The 18,082-nt window shown below is 42.9% G+C and carries 15 protein-coding genes; 9 read left to right on the top strand and 6 right to left on the bottom strand.

Annotated elements, in window-relative coordinates; all coding sequences use genetic code 11:
• Nucleotides 1–420: 420 nt before the first annotated feature.
• The gene (locus tag V7K67_RS12350) at nt 421–2,727 is read left to right on the top strand and encodes an IMS domain-containing protein (RefSeq protein ID WP_334731592.1); all 2,307 of its coding nucleotides are present in this window, start codon (nt 421–423) and stop codon (nt 2,725–2,727) included.
• Nucleotides 2,728–3,197: 470 nt separating this feature from the next.
• Here V7K67_RS12350 and dhaL read toward each other — a convergent pair whose 3' ends face one another.
• From dhaL to V7K67_RS12330, 4 genes are all read right to left on the bottom strand, one after another.
• Nucleotides 3,198–3,836 carry a dihydroxyacetone kinase subunit DhaL gene (gene dhaL / locus V7K67_RS12345; protein ID WP_334731593.1) on the bottom strand — a complete coding sequence of 213 codons (639 nt, stop codon included), beginning with the start codon at nt 3,834–3,836 and terminating at the stop codon, nt 3,198–3,200.
• 57 nt (nt 3,837–3,893) lie between these two features.
• On the bottom strand, nt 3,894–4,967 hold the full coding sequence (gene dhaK, locus V7K67_RS12340; RefSeq protein WP_334731594.1) for a dihydroxyacetone kinase subunit DhaK: 1,074 nt from the start codon (nt 4,965–4,967) through the stop codon (nt 3,894–3,896).
• A 188-nt stretch (nt 4,968–5,155) separates the two neighbouring features.
• Complete coding sequence (locus tag V7K67_RS12335) at nt 5,156–6,031, bottom strand: MBL fold metallo-hydrolase (protein ID WP_335166741.1); 876 nt, start codon at nt 6,029–6,031, stop codon at nt 5,156–5,158.
• A gap of 154 nt (nt 6,032–6,185) precedes the next feature.
• Entirely contained in the window at nt 6,186–6,407 is a 222-nt protein-coding gene (locus tag V7K67_RS12330; protein WP_334731596.1) for a type II toxin-antitoxin system HicB family antitoxin, read from the bottom strand.
• A 544-nt stretch (nt 6,408–6,951) separates the two neighbouring features.
• On the opposite strand from V7K67_RS12330, the gene V7K67_RS12325 reads away from it, so the two are divergent.
• From V7K67_RS12325 to V7K67_RS12315, 3 genes are all read left to right on the top strand, one after another.
• On the top strand, nt 6,952–7,134 hold the full coding sequence (locus tag V7K67_RS12325; RefSeq protein ID WP_334731597.1) for a 2-oxoisovalerate dehydrogenase E1 subunit beta: 183 nt from the start codon (nt 6,952–6,954) through the stop codon (nt 7,132–7,134).
• A 140-nt stretch (nt 7,135–7,274) separates the two neighbouring features.
• A complete protein-coding gene (locus tag V7K67_RS12320) occupies nt 7,275–7,478 on the top strand; it encodes a type II toxin-antitoxin system HicB family antitoxin (protein WP_335166739.1) in 204 nt (67 codons plus the stop codon).
• Complete coding sequence (locus V7K67_RS12315) at nt 7,475–7,699, top strand: type II toxin-antitoxin system HicA family toxin (RefSeq protein WP_229485461.1); 225 nt, start codon at nt 7,475–7,477, stop codon at nt 7,697–7,699. Before V7K67_RS12320 ends, V7K67_RS12315 begins: the two co-directional genes overlap by 4 nt.
• A 49-nt stretch (nt 7,700–7,748) precedes the next feature.
• On the opposite strand, the gene V7K67_RS12310 is transcribed toward V7K67_RS12315, so the two are convergent.
• Together V7K67_RS12310 and V7K67_RS12305 are read right to left on the bottom strand one after the other, a co-directional pair.
• Nucleotides 7,749–8,702, bottom strand: coding sequence for a heme o synthase (locus V7K67_RS12310; protein ID WP_334706002.1), 954 nt, complete (start codon nt 8,700–8,702; stop codon nt 7,749–7,751).
• A gap of 318 nt (nt 8,703–9,020) precedes the next feature.
• On the bottom strand, nt 9,021–9,935 hold the full coding sequence (locus tag V7K67_RS12305; protein ID WP_334731599.1) for a COX15/CtaA family protein: 915 nt from the start codon (nt 9,933–9,935) through the stop codon (nt 9,021–9,023).
• Between the two features lie 532 nt (nt 9,936–10,467).
• Here V7K67_RS12305 and V7K67_RS12300 point away from each other — a divergent pair.
• The 5 genes from V7K67_RS12300 (at nt 10,468) to V7K67_RS12280 (ending at nt 18,004) form a co-directional block, all read left to right on the top strand.
• Nucleotides 10,468–11,472 carry a cytochrome c oxidase subunit II gene (locus V7K67_RS12300; RefSeq protein WP_335166736.1) on the top strand — a complete coding sequence of 335 codons (1,005 nt, stop codon included), beginning with the start codon at nt 10,468–10,470 and terminating at the stop codon, nt 11,470–11,472.
• 102 nt (nt 11,473–11,574) lie between these two features.
• Entirely contained in the window at nt 11,575–13,311 is a 1,737-nt protein-coding gene (gene ctaD, locus V7K67_RS12295; RefSeq protein ID WP_334705999.1) for a cytochrome c oxidase subunit I, read from the top strand.
• A 130-nt stretch (nt 13,312–13,441) separates the two neighbouring features.
• Nucleotides 13,442–14,068, top strand: a complete 627-nt coding sequence (locus V7K67_RS12290) for a cytochrome c oxidase subunit 3 (protein WP_334731601.1) — start codon at nt 13,442–13,444, stop codon at nt 14,066–14,068.
• A gap of 1,169 nt (nt 14,069–15,237) precedes the next feature.
• Nucleotides 15,238–16,440, top strand: a complete 1,203-nt coding sequence (locus V7K67_RS12285) for a serine/threonine-protein kinase (protein WP_334731602.1) — start codon at nt 15,238–15,240, stop codon at nt 16,438–16,440.
• A gap of 487 nt (nt 16,441–16,927) precedes the next feature.
• Nucleotides 16,928–18,004 (top strand): PstS family phosphate ABC transporter substrate-binding protein, encoded by a 1,077-nt coding sequence (locus tag V7K67_RS12280; RefSeq protein ID WP_335166733.1) that lies wholly within the window; start codon nt 16,928–16,930, stop codon nt 18,002–18,004.
• Nucleotides 18,005–18,082: the final 78 nt, after the last annotated feature.

Below are 18,082 nucleotides of genomic sequence, written 5' to 3'. Positions count from 1 at the left end.
GTAATTAAAGGTTAATTATGATATGATTTGCTTCTCCTGTTATCAGGGTCAATCCCCATTAGTGGTATTTTTGTTACCTCCTACTGGAAAAGTCCCGAAAAAATCAATCATCAAATAGATTCTTGCAACCACAACATTTATGCCGTGATTAAAAGCGGTAGTTGTGGTTTGTGGTATCGAAGGCTGATAATAGTTGTGTTAAACAAAAATACTAAGAAATAAGACAAAAAATTGAGGCTTTCTAGGCAAAAACAAAAAATTAGTACTAGAATGTGACTCAAAATTTCGGGAAGGTACAAAACAAGTTGTTGCAATATACACTTGTAGAGTAAATTCTATACGGCACTGTTATGGCACGGTTTTACAGGCCTGGAACGCTCTAGGTGAATTATGTTGATCACGGTGCAGGGGAAGTAGGCTGTGCGAATTCCGCTAGATTACTACCGAATTTTAGGACTACCGTTAGCGGCAAGTGAAGAACAATTGCGGCAGGCATACAGCGATCGCATTGTACAATTGCCACGACGTGAGTATTCTCAGGCAGCAATTTCTTCTCGTAAACAACTCATAGAAGAAGCTTACGTGGTTTTATCAGATCCAAAACAACGCAGTACCTACGATCAGCTTTATCTTGCCCACGCCTATGACCCTGATAACCTTGCTGCTGCCGCAGTAGCACTGGAAAATCGTCCAGAAAGCACCAAACGGGGTATTGACATCCAAAGTCTGGGTATCGAAATTACCCAAGACGAATTAGTTGGCGCTTTATTAATTTTGCAGGAGTTGGGGGAATACGAACTTGTACTAAAACTAGGTCGTCCGTACCTGGTAAATAAAAATGGTGCTACAAGTGTAAGAAAAAGCAATAATTTAGCAGACGAGGAAATACACGAAAGTGCTGAACATCCCGATGTTGTTCTCACTGTTGCTCTTGCGTGTCTAGAATTAGGTCGCGAACAGTGGCAGCAAGGTCACTACGAAAATGCCGCCATATCCTTAGAAACTGGTCAAGAACTGTTAGTACGCGAAGGGTTATTCTCAAGTGTCCAGGCGGAAATTCAGGCGGATCTTTACAAATTGCGGCCATATCGAATTTTGGAGTTGTTGGCACTGCCTCAAGAAAAGACTGCCGAACGAAGCCAAGGTTTAGAATTATTACAAAATCTCTTAGAAGATCGTGGCGGAATTGATGGCACAAACAATGATGACTCTGGTTTAAATATAGATGACTTTCTGCGTTTTATCCAGCAGTTACGCAACCACTTAACAGTCGCAGAACAGCACAAGTTATTTGAAGCCCAAAGCAAACGTAATTCTGCTGTTGCTACTTACTTAGCTGTTTATGCCTTGATAGCACGGGGATTTGCTCAACGGCAACCGGCTTTAATTCGTCAAGCAAGGCAAATGCTCATACGTTTGGGTAAGCGTCAAGATGTACATTTAGAACAGTCGCTATGTGCTTTACTCTTGGGACAAACTGAAGAAGCAACCCGTGTTTTAGAACTTAGTCAAGAGTACGAAGCTTTAGCTTTTATTCGGGAAAAATCTCAAGACTCTCCAGATTTGTTACCAGGGCTGTGTCTATATGCAGAACAGTGGTTGCAACACGAAGTATTTCCCCATTTTCGAGATTTAGCTAACCAGCAAGCTTTTCTAAAAGATTACTTTGCTAACCAACAGGTACAAGCTTATTTAGAAGCACTGCCAACTGATGCAGAAACAACTAATGAATGGGCTGTAATTAACCCCCAATATTTTCCCAAGCCGCAGACAAATAACTCCCCTTTCCCTAATAATTCAACTAGGAATTCAGGGAAATTTAATCACAGCAGAATACCTGACCTAGATTTACCAGAAACACCAACAAAAGAAACACCTGAATATTCAAATTTCTCACCACCTATATGGAATTCATCAGGGAGTGTAAAATCAGAGGTTCCTGCTGCCGAACGGATGAGCAGAGGCACTAATCAGCACTTGAATGGTTCAGCTAAAAGTGCTGCACCCAGTCATAATCAAAAGCGTCGCCGGAGAAAACCGACTCCATCTGCTAGCCGAGGGCGTGTACCAGATAATCGTCCTCATTCGCGTCGTCCCCGGCGGCGGCGAACCTTTGCTAACTCCATCGAAGGGAAAACACGGCTGGTATGGAGAGTATTTATTTCTTTGGTGAGTCTATTAGTTTTCTGGGTGTTAGCCACAACAACTTTTGGATGGTTAAAAAATCTGTTTTTTCCTACACGAACTGCACCTGTTTCACAGTTGTTTATACAAATAAATCAACCACCAACACTTATTCCCCCTCCAAATAGTAAACCACAACCAACAGATGGCCCTTTAACAGATGCAACGGCAGAAGAAGTTATTCAGACTTGGCTATCTACCAAAGCCGAAGCTTTAGGGCCGAATCATAAGATTAATAATTTAGAGAATATTTTAACTGGTTCCGCTTTGTCTCAATGGCGGCTGATTGCTCAACAGGATAAGACAGATAACCGCTATCGCAAATATGACCATAGCCTGAAAGTGGAATCTGTTGAGAAAATTGAGTTATTTGCAGATCGTGCCGCAGTGGTAGCTATGGTGAAGGAAGCGACGCAGTTATATGAAAATGGTCAGTTTAAAAACTCTGCTAACGAGAATTTGCGAGTTCGGTATGATTTGATTCGACAAGGAGGTAAATGGCGTATTCAGAGTGCATCTGTTGTAAATCAGATAATTAGATAAGTTGGAATTTTTAGGTGATGTCTACGACGAAGTGGGTGATCCCAATCCCCCACGAAGAGTGATTCTGATTCTCCGAACTTCTGAGCGGCAGAAGCCGCGCAAGAGAGTTTTCTCTGGATTCTGAATTCTTCTTCAACGAAGAGGCTCTTGGTTGGGGGCAGGGAGCGGGGGGAAACGAAAGAGTTTAATTTAAAGATTAAGCCGAGTATTAAGGATACATTTAGTTTGTTGGTCTTGTTGAAATGTATAAGGTTGTCTGGTTATCTTGGACGGTCTTCATGAAGATAGCCGCGACTACGTAAGATATCTGCTCAGACTTAGCTAGTGGAAAGGTTTGTAGTAATTTGTCGATGCAACTATTAATGTGGATGCAAACAAAACTAAAAAATATTGCTGCGATCGCGCCGCAGTCGAATGCAATTTGTGGAAACGTTTGTAGTGAGCCATTTATCCCTTTGAGACAGCCAGCGTTATTCTCCAGAACTTTCCAACACCCCTAGTAAACTTTTCAACATCAAATAAGCAGAAGTCCCTCCTGGATCTGGATGTCCGATACTCCGTTCTCCCAGGTAGCTAGCCCGTCCCTTTTTCGCCTGCATTGGTATAGTTTCCTGCAACCCCCTTTGGGCTGCTGCTACAGCCTCTTGCATAGTTTCTAGTGTCCCCTTACTTTCTCCTACAGCTTGCCTAAAAGCGGCTACAGCCGGAGATAGCACATCAATCATCGTTTTGTCTCCTAGTTGCGCTTTGCCGCGTTGTAGCACACCGTCTAAGCCTGCTTGGAGTAGTCCTAAAATATCTTGTTCTGTTAATTCTTGCTTACCAACTACTGCTGTACTGGCTCGCAAAAACCAGGTGCCATAAAGAGGGCCACTAGCACCGCCAATGGAAGAAATCAAGGTCATACTCACAGCTTTGAGAATGCTACTGATGTCTTTGTCTATAAGAGTTGGTAACTGAGCGCTTACCTTTTTGAAGCCGCGATCCATATTGATCCCGTGGTCAGCATCTCCGATCGCAGCATCTAATTCTGTCAAATATGCTTTATTCTGCTCTATCTCGGTTGCATAAGCCTGCAACCATTGCAATATCTGCGTCTGACTCAACATATTAAAATAATTCGTAATTACGCTCGAATACTCGCTAACGCTACGCTAACGTAATTATCAAATTCCCCAGCGCCAACTTGGTGTTTTTACTGGTGCATCCCAGAGCCGGATCATCTCATCATCTAATTTCAGCAGGGTAATGGAACAACCTTGCATTTCTAGAGATGTGATGTAAGGGCCGATCAAGTTTCGTACAATTTGCAATCCTTGCTGTTCGCAGATTTGGGCGAGTTTGCGGTAAACAAGATACAGTTCGGAAATCGGGGTTCCACCCATACTATTCACAAAAGCTAATAAGCGATCGCCTTTGGCAAATGGGAGATTTGTTAGTTCTATATCTACCCATTCTCCTTTGTCTTCATCCCACTCGCGGAGTATGCGGCTGTATGCTGCATCTTCAAGGAGCGATCGCGTCAAAATTTCGGTAATCTCATCTACTGATTTTATGGCTGTACGCTCTGTTCCTGGCTCACCGTGGATACCGATGCCTAATTCGATTTCGCGATCGCTCAATTCAAATGTCGGCGTTCCATTAGCGGGCACTGTACAAGATGTTAGAGCAATTCCCATACTCCGCCCATTCAGATTGACTCGGCGACATAAATTTGCTATTTGTGGCAAATCATACCCAACCTCTGCTGCTGCACCACAAATTTTTTCCGCCAGGATTGTTGTTCCCACACCCCGCCGTCCTTGGGTATAGAGGCTATCTTTCACTGCTACATCGTCATCAATCAAAATATTTAGCACTCGAATGCCCTCACCACGGGCTAACTCCGTTGCGATCTCAAAGTTCATCACATCGCCACTATAATTCTTGACGATATAAAGGATACCTGAACCTCCATCTACTTGTTTGGCTGCTTCTAGCATTTGGTCGGGAGTCGGTGAGGTGAAAACCTCACCAGGACAAGCTGCATCGAGCATTCCTTTGCCCACGAAACCAGCGTGCATTGGTTCATGTCCACTGCCACCACCAGAGATAATTGCTACTTTACCCTGTATCGGTGCATCGGCTCGATAGACAAAAGTCGGATCGTAGTTCAGTTTAATTAAATCGGAATGAGCCGCCGCCATACCTTCTAGACTTTCCCGCACAAAGTCTTCCGGCTTGTTGATCAGCTTTTTCATAATCCGTGTTTGGTTAAAAGGGTGCTAAAACCCAGGTTATAGCGATCGCTGGTTTGTATGCAATATATTTTAACCTCTCTCTAAATCTCTCTCGTAAAAGGAGAGAGACTTTGACTTGTCCGGCTTTTCCCGTCGGGAAGGAGGTTAGGTTTTTTTAGATGACGTGAAAAGTCAGTTATTTTTTAATGTCAATCCAAAGATTCCATTAACTCAATACACTTGTGCATCTGCTGGCGCATAGTTTCCCTATCAGTATGAAACCTTCGCCCATGACCTGGTAGCACCCATTCAAAAGAGTAATTAGCCAAATTTCGCATTGATTTAGTCTGTTCTGACCAAGAATACCAGCAGAAACCGTGGAATGCAGCCAGTTGATGCAAGCTTTCTGACCAAGCGAGATGGTCGCCAGTGAAGAGAAACTTATTTTTATAAAGTAGGACTGTTTGTCCTTTGGTGTGACCGGGAACTGGGATAATTAATAAATCTGGAGTCAAGGCAAATGCTTCAGAACCAGTTAGCTGTATTTCTACATTGCGAGTATCCGCAGTAATATCATCAGTGTGGAGGATGCGATCGCACTGAAAATGCTCGGCAAATTTTTGATGATCTGCCACATCATCTTTATGAGTTAGGTACATATAACGAATTGGCCCCAGTTCTTCTAAACGCTTCACTAAAGGCGGCGTAAATCGGGGAGAATCCACCAAAATATTACCTTCTGGAAGTTGAATTAAATAGCTAGCAGCACCGTAAGATTTTTCAGAATGATAGCCACAGTGGTAAACGTTTTCTGCTACTAATATGGGAAACTTTTCTTGAGCAACTTTGATATCTTTTGGTTTCTCAACTGTGCCAATAGAACTAGTAGGACAAGCTAAAAGTGCTTCTAGCGCGGCTAATCTTTCCGTCTCATTGGTTGGTTGATGATAAACCACTGACTGTTCATCAACACGAGAAAACACTTCAGGAGTCATCCAGCGACAGGTATCACAATCAATACAGGTAGTATCTACATAAAAATCGCCGTTGACATTTTGGGGACGACGCTGATTTAAATGAGCCATATTAATCCTTTTGCTTTCAGCTGCTTACTGGGAAGCGATAAACTCTATATCACTACGCTAGCAAAAGTAAGTTGAGACTGTAGATGCCACTAGAAGTAAATCTGCTCAAAAATATTAAGTCTCGTGAAACCGAGTCAGCAGAAAATGGGAAAACTTAATAGACAATACTATCAAGTATCGGTAGAGTATGACCCAAACGCAATCCTAAAATAATCCATCCTTCAAGAGCATCTTGCAAATCTTCCCGGCAAGCTTCTAGTGTTGCAGCATTTGCCCAAACTCCTTGACATTCTGGGATTTCGCCATAAAAAATTCCATCTTCAAGCAACTCATAAGTTGCTTTGTGCATTGCTCTACGAATGTAATTTGTCAACATTGCCAAGATATCAGCAAGATTAATGAACTTTGGCTAAAGTATAGCAACGGGCGTTTTGGCTTTACCCGCATTTCTCACAAGCAGTAGGGGCGGGTTAACAGATATGATCGATCATTCATAAATGTCTCGCTTAACCCGCCCCTACGACCTCTGCACTTCGGTTTGATAAATCTGGTGAGAAATCCGGGTTTAGTGTCCAAAGACAAATTTGGTTAAAATTAGGCTGTGATTGAATTAAAGTAGGCGATCCATTGATTGGCATATAAACAATAGATATCTCCAGAAATTAAATATGCGTTATCCAGAATCCTTGTAGAGACGTAGCAGTGCTACGTCTCTACATTCATTTTCACCAGATGTCTAATCACTGGAAAGAATATCTGAACTACTATTTAGTATAAATTCCCCAGAAGGAGCATTTACCACTTTTTGGGGTGGAGAGGGAAGAAAGTTAATATTTGCTTATTCAAGCGCTTGGGAAGATTTTTTATCTCTTGTTAGTACTTGTAAATTGTAAAATTTAGTAGTTAAGGAAAGATCCGCCATGAATGAAATTGTATTTCTCGTTGAAGATGATCCAGATGGTGGTTATACAGCAGTAGCTCTAACCGAGTCCATTTTTACTCAGGCTGACGATATAGAAGTACTACGGGAAATGGTTGTTGATGCGGTTCACTGCCATTTTCCTAATGAAGAAAATCGTCCCCGAAGAATCTTAATTAAATAATAAGGTATTAAAAATTTTAAGTTTTGGATTTTAAGTTTTAGAGATGGGACGCCGAATAGCCCGCAATTCGACAAAGCTCAGTGACCGTCGTAGACATCGCTGTTCCTAATTTACAATAATTACATCCCGGAGGATTAGCTATGAAATGGCGCGTGATTCTTGAATCAGACCTAGAAACAGGCGATTGGGCTGTATGGTGTCCAGAATTACCTGGTTGTACTTCAGCAGGAGAAACTGAAGAAGAAGCTTTGGAAAATATTAAAGAAGCAATTCAGTTATATTTACAGCCGGAATCAATTGAGTTAGCCCCTGGTGTGATCGCACGAGAGATTATTGTCTCATGAGCGACCGTATCCGGCGCATGACATCTAGAGAAGTTGAAACTATCCTGAGACAATATGGATTTCAATTGATTTCTCAAAAAGGTAGCCACCGCAAATGGAGAAGTGAAGACCTCGGACTACAAGTAATTGTCCCTGAACATCGAGGCCGCACTTTACCTATCGGTACATTACGGAGTATCTTTCAAGGGGCGAAAATTCCTGAATCTGAATGGAAATGTTGATATGCGATCGCGCCACTTTACCAAACGCGATCGCTAAATTTTCCATCCCCTATCCGATAAAATGCAGCTGATTAATCGCCGCACTAATTAGATTATGGGTAACGGGAAGGCTATCGACTACCATCCCCAGACACAACAGCATCATGTAGGAGATGGAATAGAGAAACAACTCTCTAGCAACAGTGCGATCCTCTGGATTTTGCAACAAACGCCAAGATTTGTGGATAAATAATCCTCCCAAACTGACGGCGATCGCACCATAAAGAATTCCACTCGCGCCCAAAGGATAAACCAATAACACGGTTGCGACTACGGTAAGCAGGGTATAATACCAAATTTGCTTCACCGTTGCCGTATCACCTTCAACCACAGGTAGCATTGGTATCCCCACCTTTGCGTAATCATCCCGAATCATCAGAGCTAAAGCCCAGAAATGGGGTGGTGTCCACAAAAAGACGATGGCAAAAATTAACCACGCTGACCAGCTTAAAGTGCCCGTGACAGCAGCCCAACCCACTAATGCCGGAATTGCCCCAGCCGCCCCACCAACAACGATATTTTGGGTGGTGTGGCGTTTTAGCCAGTGGGTATAGACCAAAATATAAAAGACGATACCAGAGAAAGCTAAGAGGGCAGCTAACAGGTTGGCAAATACTGCTAGGAGTGTAAAGGAAATCGTCGCCAGTGCGATCGCAAAAATTAGAGCATCACGTGGCTGCACCTTACCCGAAGGTATCGGACGATGGCGCGTCCGCTCCATATCATAATCAATATCCCGGTCATAGACACAGTTAATCGTCTGGGCGCTTGCAGCAGCCAAAGTGCCACCAGTGAGAGTTACTAGCAACAGCAATGGGTCTACTTCTCCCTTAGCAGCAATCCACATACTTCCAGCCGTCGTAATCAAAAGCAACGGAATAATCCGAGGCTTGGTTAGCTGGTAGTAGCTTTGAACTACCTGTAAAAATGTTTCGTGGTGGCGAGAGACATTAGTCTCAATCATTTTGGCTCTGGTTCCTTATTTTTCAACAACTTACAGCAGAATTCAGAATTCAGGAGTCAGAATGGGCTGCGCCCCGCTGCGCTAACAGAAGTAAAACAGGCTTTATACCTGGCTTTGAGACGCAAGCTTGTGTACTTCACTTTCCTTGAAATCCGCTGTATATGCAGCCCCCGCTCAAGCTGGCTCTTTTAGGCAAACAAAAACATAGACGCATTATCAGTGCTGAGTGCTGAGTTGGGAGTTAGGAGTTAGGAGTTAGGAGTTAGGAGTTAGGAGTTATCTTCCTCATCTTCCTCATCTCCCCCCACTCCCCACTCCTTACTCAGCACTCACCGAGTCGCGTAGTGATAAAACTGTGAAAGCCACCAAAGTACCTAGCAAAGTAGCTCCTATAGCTTGGTGAGAGACGGTGAGAGGCTCGACTTGGAGGTGTAATTTGAAGGTGGCGAATCCCAACAAGATTTGTAAGGTTAACAACGCACCAGCCATATTTGCCAGTCGCCGTAAGGCTGGATGTAGTGCTGGTGTCCGCCAACAGATAAATACCATTGCCAAGGTTGCCACTGTTGGCGGCACCAAACCAGCAATATGACTGTACATTACAGTACAAAGTTGAGAACCGCCAAGGCATTGGTGTAGCGCCCAGCGAGAGCCTACCAAAGCACCTAGAATACTTTGCAGGTAAACCAGAACAGCAGCAGTTAAACCAACCCAAGGCAACTTACCAACGGTTCCATTCCCCTGGTAGGGTGTGAGTGCTGTGCCGATAATTAGGAGGGTGGTAAAAAACAACAGCGCCGTTCCCAGATGAGCGGTAACGATATCAAACCGCAACAGTTCGGTAACGGTGAGTCCCCCTAAGATACCTTGAAAGACGATTAGAAACAGGGCGAATGTGGATGCCCAAGGCAGCCAAGAGGGTAAGAAGCGACGACGCCACCAGGACAAACCAAAAAGTGCGATCGCGCTTAAACCAATTAAAGCTGCATCCAATCTGTGAAACCACTCCAAAAACACTTGGAGATTCATTTGCTTGGCTGGCACGAGTTCGCCATAGCATAAGGGCCAGTCTGGGCAAGCAAGTCCAGCATTCATGACGCGGGTGGCACTGCCTATGGCCATCAAAATTAAGGTGGCTATGCACATTTTCCACACCAAGCGCCGAATCATTTCTTTGGGCTTTTGCTGCTCAACTACCGCTTCATTTTGTTGTTGTAGGACAAATTCGCTCATGAACGATACCTTCTGCCCGCTCTTGGTGGATCTCTTAAAATTTTCAATTTTCTTTTAGTGTCCCATCTCCACCCTAGCGTATCGGCTATGGGTTTATAGATCAGCACTCACTTATACTTTGAATCACTCCAGCAATGTTTTGCCCGAAGCTTTAGGTATTTTTCAAGATGTCAGAAATTGATTGAACTGGGGACTGGGGATTGAGGATTAGGCAATTAATTTAAACATCCTAAACTTTTCCTTAAATTTTTTCACTGGTTTTAGGAGAAGGCAGGAGGAAATAATTATGAATAAAAACTTTAGTTTGGGGTATAAAACCCACCCAGTCGTTCAATGCCACGCTTTTAAATGCATCTAGCTTACTTCTCCTCCTACCTCCTGCCTCCTGATAGTAAACTCATACTCAAAATTACTAAAATAGCCAAAAAAATTAATAAAAATTTCAGACCTTCCTCCCCCATGTTTGACAGCCTAGACTACCTTAGTAAGTGAGTAGCTTCGAGATAACATAGTAAATTCAATTAAGTAAGCCGTGAAGATTCCAAGTTCCATCTGGACATTACTCATTGGCATCGTGCTAACGCTAGCCAGCCTTTGGTACGGTCAAAATCACGGTCTGTTGCCAACAGCCGCCACTGATGAAGCCGTCTTGGTGGATGGTCTATTCAACACGATGATGATCGTTTCCACAGGGATATTTTTGCTCGTTGAAGGTATTTTAATTTACTCTGCATTTAAGTATCGTCGGCGTGCAGGTGACAATGAAGACGGCCCACCAGTTGAGGGCAATATACCTCTAGAAATTCTCTGGACGGCGATCCCAGCAATTATCGTTATCGGTATTTCTGTTTACAGCTTTGATGTTTACAACGAAATGGGTGGCTTTGATCCCCATTCTATTCATGAAGCACCGATGAATCAGGAATCGATGAAAATGCCAGGGGCAGCGATTGCGGCAACTTTAAGCGATGCATCCGCAAATACTGCATCTGACCAGGATCATGCTCAAATGGTTCAACAGCATTCTGTTACCATTGCTCAGAATGTTGAGGAAGAAAGCAAACCAGCAGAATTACAAGTCAACGTCACTGGTCTACAATATGCCTGGATTTTCACCTATCCTGAAACTGGGATAACTACAGGTGAAATGCACGTCCCCATCGGGCGAAAAGTGCAAATCAATATGACCGCCAACGATGTCATCCACGCCTTCTGGGTGCCAGAGTTCCGCCTGAAACAAGATGCGATCCCTGGCAGACAAAGTGAGTTTAGTTTCACCCCCAAAACAGTAGGAGATTATGTCCTGATCTGTGCTGAACTTTGTGGCCCCTACCACGGTGCGATGAGAGCAACAGTAGTTGTTGAGCCACAAGAAGCCTTTGACAAATGGGTGCAAGAACAGCTAGTTGCCAGCAAAGAAACACTCAATCAAGCGATCGCAGTTAACCCTGCGGATCTATCCCCAAATGAATTTCTCGCGCCTTACACCAAGGACATGGGAATTAAACCAGAAATCCTCCATCAAGTTCACCATTAGTCATTGGTCATTGGTCATTAGTCATTAGTCATTGGTCTAAATAAATGACAAATGACAAAGGACAACTGACAAAGGACAAATGACAAAAGATAACTAACGACTATGACACAAGCTCAGTTGCAAGAAGCTGCCAATATCCCCGCCCTTCTTGAGGAACCAGGGGTCAGAAAATGGCAAGACTTCTTTGGCTTTCAAACCGACCATAAGGTGATTGGGATTCAATACCTAGTCACTTCGTTTATTTTCTACTGCATTGGCGGCGTCATGGCTGACTTGGTTCGCACAGAGTTACGAACCCCAGAGGTAGATTTTGTCACCCCAGAAGTCTACAATAGTCTGTTCACGCTGCACGCCACGATCATGATTTTCCTCTGGATCGTGCCAGCCGGGGCAGGGTTTGCTAACTATCTAATTCCCCTGATGATTGGGGCAAAAGATATGGCATTTCCTCGGCTGAATGCTGTTGCCTTTTGGATGATTCCCCCTGCGGGTGTGTTACTAATCGCCAGTTTAGTGGTGGGCGATGCACCAGATGCCGGTTGGACTTCCTACCCTCCCCTGAGTTTGGTGACAGGACAAGTGGGTGAAGGCATTTGGATTATGAGTGTTCTGCTGCTGGGTACGTCCTCAATTTTGGGGTCGATAAATTTCCTGGTGACATTGCTGAAGATGCGTATCCCCAGCATGGACATTCACAAAATGCCCTTGTTCTGCTGGGCGATGTTTGCCACTTCATCACTGGTTTTGGTATCAACCCCAGTTCTAGCAGCAGGTTTGATTCTGCTTTCCTTTGATTTAATTGCCGGGACAACATTTTTTAACCCGACTGGCGGGGGCGACCCAGTAGTATATCAGCACATGTTCTGGTTTTACTCCCACCCAGCGGTTTATATCATGATTTTGCCCTTCTTTGGCGCAATTTCAGAAATTATCCCCATTCATTCCCGCAAGCCGATTTTTGGCTATAAAGCGATCGCTTATTCCTCCCTTGCCATTAGCTTTTTGGGGCTAATTGTTTGGGCGCACCACATGTTTACCAGCGGTATCCCTGGCTGGTTGCGGATGTTCTTTATGATCACCACCATGATCATTGCCGTACCCACAGGGATTAAGATATTTAGCTGGTTAGCAACTCTATGGGGTGGAAAAATCCGGCTTAATAGTGCCATGTTGTTTGCCATCGGCTTTGTTGGCACCTTTGTAATCGGCGGTATCAGTGGCGTGATGTTGGCAGCAGTGCCCTTTGACATTCACGTTCACGACACTTATTTTGTAGTGGCACACTTGCACTACGTCCTATTTGGTGGTAGCGTCCTAGGGATTTTTGCAGCCATTTACCACTGGTTCCCAAAAATGACGGGACGGATGGTAAACGAATTTTGGGGTAAGGTTCACTTTGCCTTGACTATTGTCGGTCTAAACATGACCTTCTTACCCATGCACAAACTGGGTTTAATGGGCATGAATCGCCGAATTGCCCAATATGACCCTAAATTCACCACATTGAACGAAATCTGCACTTATGGTTCTTACATACTGGCAATTTCGACATTCCCCTTCATCATCAATGCGGTTTGGAGTTGGTTGTATGGCGAGAAAGCTGGCAATAATCCTTGGAGGGCGCTTACCTTAGAGTGGATGACAACCTCACCACCTGCGATCGAAAATTTTGATCAAACCCCAGTACTGGCTACGGGCCCCTATGACTACGGTTTGGAAAATGCTAATGAAGGTGTACCTTTATCAGATCCCAATCCATTATTATCTGGTGGCCCCAACTCAGTATTAAGAGCAGAACCCGACCCAGCGGTTGCTGCCAATCCCGAAGACCGGAAATAGAGTTAGGAGTGATGAGTTTAATAAAGTTGTTAGTTAAAAATTTCTAACTCCTAACTTTTAACTCCTAACTTTTAACTCCTAACTCCTAACTCCTAACTTTTAACTCCCCATTCCCCACTTATCAAAATTCATGCAAAGTCAAACTATTGACCCAGCTAAAACGGAACTGAATCATCACCACGCGGCGGAAGCGTCTGTCGGTCATCACGAAGAACATCCAGACCATCGCCTGTTTGGGCTGTTTGTCTTTCTCATTGCTGAAGGGATGATTTTTATGGGACTGTTCGGAGCCTATTTGGCTTTCCGTGCCACCTTACCTGTGTGGCCGCCAGCAGGTACTCCAGAATTAGAACTATTGCTACCTGGAGTCAACACCATCAATCTAATTTCTAGTAGTTTTGTCATGCACAATGCCGACACTGCTATTAAAAAGAATGATACGCGAGGTGCGCGAATCTGGTTAGCAATTACCGCTGCAATGGGTGCTACTTTCTTGGTGGGTCAAGTATATGAATATACCCATTTAGAATTTGGTTTAACTACCAATTTATTTGCTAGTGCATTTTACGTTTTGACTGGTTTCCACGGATTGCACGTTACCATCGGCGTTTTGGCAATTGTTGCTGTGTTGTGGCGATCGCGCGTTCCGGGTCACTACAGTAACGAAAAGCACTTTGGCATTGAAGCAGCCGAAATCTACTGGCACTTCGTTGACGTAATTTGGATTATTTTGTTCGGATTACTGTATCTACTGTGAGTATTTATTAATTAGTTGTTCAATCCACGCTGACAACTTAATAAGCCCCCTAGTGGGGGCTTTTTTATTTCATATAAAAATTTTTTATCCTTTACCATACTCAGTGCTGAGAGGAAGAAGGAATATCAATAGGGTTCAGGCTAAAATGTTGCAAAAAATTGTAGGTTGGGGAGCCACTGCGTTGCGCGGGTTAAGAGCGTTGTAGCAAGTGGCGTTGGAGGCTTTGCCAAAGCCAACATCCTGATATAGGTTGGGTTGCGCTCCGCTCCATCCAACCTACAAATATTCTTAACCGAAACGTATTAGAAGGAATATCGATAAATAAATTTAGAGGATTTAACAAGGACCCTGTATTTCTTGCACTACCAACTAAAAGGTAGGAAAAGTTGGAAAGGTAGGATATTTGATAGAAAATATTGAACAACCAGTTAAAATGCTGTAACTTGATATCCAAAATATGAAGTTCGCAAAGTTATGCGGATTTTGTTGAAGGAGAGAGTCCTAATATTTTTTCTACTTAATGAAAGTGGAAATTTGAACTTCTTAGAGAGAGTACAAGCATTCTAATTCGCCATTTTGCTTTATTGTTTGAGTAGTTCATACATTCATTGTGGTGTTTTTTGCAAGCAGATACGTATTATATATCAATACAGTTCAGTTAAGCCCAAAACCCTTATTGTAGAGACGCGATTTATCGCGTCTTCAAAGACCGCTATTTTTTAGTTTTTTCAAACTCAGGTTGATATGACAAAGCGATCGCCTTTAGTAATGATGAAAATCTGGTAACAAAATTGTGGCGCACACTGTAAGGGTATTTGTGCTTTAAATTCCACTTTTCTGGGTTTTGTTCAGTAATCAGACTGAACACTTAAAATAAATAAGCTTCATGACTCCTGAATATTCTCTTCTGCCCACAGTTCTAAATACTGTGGATTAGTGTTAGATTTACTTAAGTGATAAAATTGCAGACTATTCCAAAAATAAATTTTATATTAAGATACCTTTAAAGGTGTTGAATGAACCAATCAAGCGGCTAACCATCAAACAGATCCAAAGTATCGGTCGTCTAATCAGATGAATGCCTTAAATACTAGTAAATCTAGCCGCAGGTATTCATAACCTCACCCAAGCTCTGAATGGTCAGTAAATTAAAAACTAGTATACGCCAAATGAGCCAGAACCCTTTAGTCAGAAAAACACTCCGAAGTCGCTTTGAGACTGTCAAACTGATGGGAAGCGGAGGATCTGGTAGTACTTACTTGTTAGGAGGTGCTATACGTAATAGATATAGATACTCTATCGCCAAAAAAAGACTTCGGAATCGCTTTGAGATTGTCAAACACTTAGGAAGTGGAGGATCTGGTGATACCTACTTAGCTGTTGACTTGGATTTACCAGGACAACCCCATTGTGTCGTCAAACATTTCCACCCAAAAGATTCCAATCCTGCTGTTCTACCCATTGCTAAAAAACTATTTGCTCGGGAAGCGGAAGTTTTATACCAATTAGGCAACAACCACGATCAAATTCCGAGACTGTTTGCCCATTTTGATGAAGATGGAGATTTTTATTTAGTCCAGGAATTTATTGATGGTCATGCCTTGACTCAAGAAATTGTGCCAGGTCAGCGTCTTAGCGAGAATGCTGTCTTAAGTTTATTAAAAGACATCCTGGAAGTGCTGGCCTTCGTCCACAAACACAATATTATTCACCGAGATATTAAGCCTCAAAACTTAATGCGGCGGCACTCCGATCAGAAGATAGTGGTAATTGACTTTGGGAGTATTAAGAAAATTGGTGCTTTGGGAACAGGCTTAACAATTGCTGTTGGAACTCCTGGCTATATGCCAAGCGAACAGGCTAAAGGAAAGCCAAAACTTTGCAGTGATATCTATGCAGTAGGGATGATTGCCATTCAAGCTTTGACAGGTTTGATACCTGAACAATTACCAGAAGATCCCAATAGTGGAGAAGTTATCTGGCGCGAGAAAGCACAGGTAAGTGACACTCTGGCAAATATTTTAGATACAATGATTTGCGATCGCTACAACCAGCGTTATCAGTCTGCTACAGAAGCTTTGCAAGCGCTTAATTCTGCTCTGCTGTCATCACAATCCTTACAATATGCTGCCATCAACCAAAACGCTGATGATAGCTATTTGCTCACTTATAGAAACTTTATTTTGCTGCTGGGTATAGGTCTTGGTGCTACTACTAGTTTGATAGTAATAGTTTTAATCTATACATTTATTCATACGGGGACATCGCTTCCGAACCAACCTACTCAACTAAAGAGATTTCTAGAAAAATTTGTTGAGTTACCGTTAAATAATACGAATATCCTAGTACAACAAGGCAAAAGTAAAAAGTAAAAAGTAAAAAGAAAGAATACTTATACCGCAAGCTTTTTACCCATTTAGGATGTTAGGTCTATTTCCGCCGTGATGTACTAGTAGACAAATCAGCAGCTAACAGAGGAGTTTTTCAAAACAATTGCAACCATTACAAAGACTAAAAAAGAGCAAATTTAGTCTCACCACATTAGAAAAAGTTAATCATCTAGTAGCAATCTTGAAGAAGAATTCAGCTATTCTGAATTCAGGAGTCAGCAATCAAGACGCGACTCGAAAATACTCGCTAACGCTTCGCTATCCGCCCTTCATACAGAATTCATTCTGTTAGCGGTAGCGGGGCGTTTAGCCCATTCTGACGAATGACGCATGTATTCTGTTTGATAAAGCTAGATATTAACTATTTATGAAAGATTTATTTTAAATCTAAATATTTAAAGATTACTGTAGAATAAATACTTAGGTATTCCTGTAAGATAAATACAATAAACAATATTAAATTAAAAAAATGGACAATACAAATCAAAAAAAAGCTTTAATTAATGCTGAAATCGGACTATTTCTCAGAGGTTTGATTATTGGTAAAGTGCTGACACTTATGGTTATTGGCGGATTGCTTTGGTGGTTACTGAAGCCGAATTTATCGTCCCGCAGCAGCGCTGATTCTTCCTCCAATCAAAGTTTCAAAACCGTTTCTAGTAATGCATCCACTTTTGGGACAGTTGATGATGTCCCCACTGCTTCATTCAACTATGGAGGTAGTACAGCTTGGGCATCTATCCGGCAATTGGTAGATTCTCAGATCCAGAGCGATCGCCCCGAACTACAATTACGCTACGTAAACCCTATTAATGGTAGCCCTGGTTCTAGCTCAGGCATTCGGATGTTGCTTGATGGGAAACTAGACTTTGCTCAGTCCTCCCGCCCTCTTACAGATGAAGAACAAGCGATCGCAAAAGAGCGAGGCTTCACCCTTGAGCAACGTCAGATTGGTATGGATGGGGTAGCAGTGGTAGTCAATCCATCACTCAAGGTATCGGGTTTAACTGTTGAACAATTGCAGCAAATTTATTTGGGGCAAATTACGAACTGGAATCAAGTAGGTGGGCCAAACCTAGCCATCACAGCTTTTTCTCAACGGCCAGAGGACGCAGATACAGTAATATTCCCTAGTAACAGCAACTTGAAGGGGCAAGCACTTGGCTCTAATGTGCAGTATGTCTACTCGACTACAGAGGCAGTGCGCCAACTCAGTAAAAACCCTGGTGGTTTGTATTATGCTTCGGCTCGTTCAGTAGTATTTCAATGTAGTGTGAAGGCTTTGCCATTGGGTAGCACTTCTGATCAGCTAATTCCCCCCTATCGCGAACCGATGGTGTCGCCTGAGCAGTGTCCACGTCAGCGCAACCAGCTAAATACTCAGGCGATCAAAAATGGCAGCTATCCCATAATTGCTAATTTGTTTGTAATTATTAAACAGAATAAAGGTCGGGAACAGCAGATTGGGGATGCTTATGCCAAACTTTTATTAACTGACCAAGGGCAAAGGGCAATTGAGCAAGCTGGTTTTGTCGGGGTTCGCTAGCAGATTAGCACGAGTATAAGCAGCGCAGTAAAAAGATAATCCCCATAAATAAATTCAGGGGAAATGATTAAGTCCGTA

The organism is Nostoc sp. (assembly GCF_036917155.1).
Lineage (GTDB): Bacteria > Cyanobacteriota > Cyanobacteriia > Cyanobacteriales > Nostocaceae > Nostoc.
This window is presented reverse-complemented; position numbering and strand designations above follow the sequence as displayed.

Bases quoted from the DNA above. Each gene is read 5' to 3' on its own strand.
- dhaL (WP_334731593.1), bottom strand. From the start codon at position 3,836: ATGTTGAGTCAGACGCAGATATTGCAATGGTTGCAGGCTTATGCAACC.
- dhaK (WP_334731594.1), bottom strand. From the start codon at position 4,967: ATGAAAAAGCTGATCAACAAGCCGGAAGACTTTGTGCGGGAAAGTCTA.
- V7K67_RS12335 (WP_335166741.1), bottom strand. From the start codon at position 6,031: ATGGCTCATTTAAATCAGCGTCGTCCCCAAAATGTCAACGGCGATTTT.
- V7K67_RS12330 (WP_334731596.1), bottom strand. From the start codon at position 6,407: ATGTTGACAAATTACATTCGTAGAGCAATGCACAAAGCAACTTATGAG.
- V7K67_RS12325 (WP_334731597.1), top strand. From the start codon at position 6,952: ATGAATGAAATTGTATTTCTCGTTGAAGATGATCCAGATGGTGGTTAT.
- V7K67_RS12320 (WP_335166739.1), top strand. From the start codon at position 7,275: ATGAAATGGCGCGTGATTCTTGAATCAGACCTAGAAACAGGCGATTGG.
- V7K67_RS12315 (WP_229485461.1), top strand. From the start codon at position 7,475: ATGAGCGACCGTATCCGGCGCATGACATCTAGAGAAGTTGAAACTATC.
- V7K67_RS12310 (WP_334706002.1), bottom strand. From the start codon at position 8,702: ATGATTGAGACTAATGTCTCTCGCCACCACGAAACATTTTTACAGGTA.
- V7K67_RS12305 (WP_334731599.1), bottom strand. From the start codon at position 9,935: ATGAGCGAATTTGTCCTACAACAACAAAATGAAGCGGTAGTTGAGCAG.
- ctaD (WP_334705999.1), top strand. From the start codon at position 11,575: ATGACACAAGCTCAGTTGCAAGAAGCTGCCAATATCCCCGCCCTTCTT.
- V7K67_RS12290 (WP_334731601.1), top strand. From the start codon at position 13,442: ATGCAAAGTCAAACTATTGACCCAGCTAAAACGGAACTGAATCATCAC.
- V7K67_RS12285 (WP_334731602.1), top strand. From the start codon at position 15,238: ATGAGCCAGAACCCTTTAGTCAGAAAAACACTCCGAAGTCGCTTTGAG.
- V7K67_RS12280 (WP_335166733.1), top strand. From the start codon at position 16,928: ATGGACAATACAAATCAAAAAAAAGCTTTAATTAATGCTGAAATCGGA.